Origin of the sequence: Mesorhizobium sp. M0772 (assembly GCF_040320135.1) — a bacterium.
Lineage (GTDB): Bacteria > Pseudomonadota > Alphaproteobacteria > Rhizobiales > Rhizobiaceae > Mesorhizobium.
This window is the reverse complement of record NZ_JAMYPB010000121.1, coordinates 1-829: the sequence shown is the minus strand read 5'-3', so window position 1 is coordinate 829 and position 829 is coordinate 1. Positions and strand designations below refer to the sequence as shown.

The following is an 829-nucleotide window of genomic DNA, read 5'->3' as shown; positions in this document are numbered from 1 at the left end:
CTGAAGGTGTGGAGGCGGAAGCCTGTTCGGGCCCTTGCGGCCGACCACGATGAATCCCTTCCAAACCTTCAGCCGGACGGTGTTGTTGACGCGCTCCATTAAATGCCGGGACCAAACATATTCGGCGGGAGCACTGATCCTGAACCAGCGAGCGGATGCAGTCGGTTGCCGGTCGGGGAGCAATATAGGGAGCTGGGTCGCCAGCCTCCGGAGACTTACGTGACAACCATTCCTTAAAGGATTCAGCTTTGAGACCCTTCCCTCTGACTTCCGCGATTTGGGGCATTGTGTTGATCAGCGGCGTGGTCAACGTGCTTGCGCTCATCTCGCCGCTGTTCATGCTTCAGGTCTATGACCGCGTTCTGGCAAGTGGCAGCGTATCCACGCTAGTGGGGCTCGTCGTGCTTGCTGCGGGGCTTTATGCGTTCCAATGCCTGCTCGACATTTTGCGCGCCCGCGTGCTGCTGCGGATTGGCGAGCGTTTCGATGGACAGTTTTCCGGACGCGTTCACGATGCGATCGTTCGCCTTCCGCTTTCAACGCGCATGCCGGGCGACGGCTTGCAGCCGCTTCGCGATCTCGACAATGTTCGCGGCTTCTTAGGTGGAAACGGTCCGACAGCGTTCTTCGATCTGCCATGGATGCTGTTTTATCTTGGCATTTGCTTCCTCCTTCATTTCTGGATCGGCATGACGGCACTTATCGGGGCGGTCGGTCTCACATCTCTGACACTCCTTGCCAACACTCTCTCGCAAGGGCCGATAAGCGATACCGTTGCCCACAACATGGCACGCAATGGTCTGCTGCAAGCAGCGCGTTGCAATGCCGA

1 pseudogene is annotated in these 829 nt (G+C 58.0%); it reads left to right on the top strand.

Features of this window, described 5'->3' with window-relative positions:
• Positions 1 to 338: 338 nt before the first annotated feature.
• Positions 339 to 829: pseudogene (locus tag NKI06_RS30845) on the top strand (type I secretion system permease/ATPase); the annotation flags it as partial.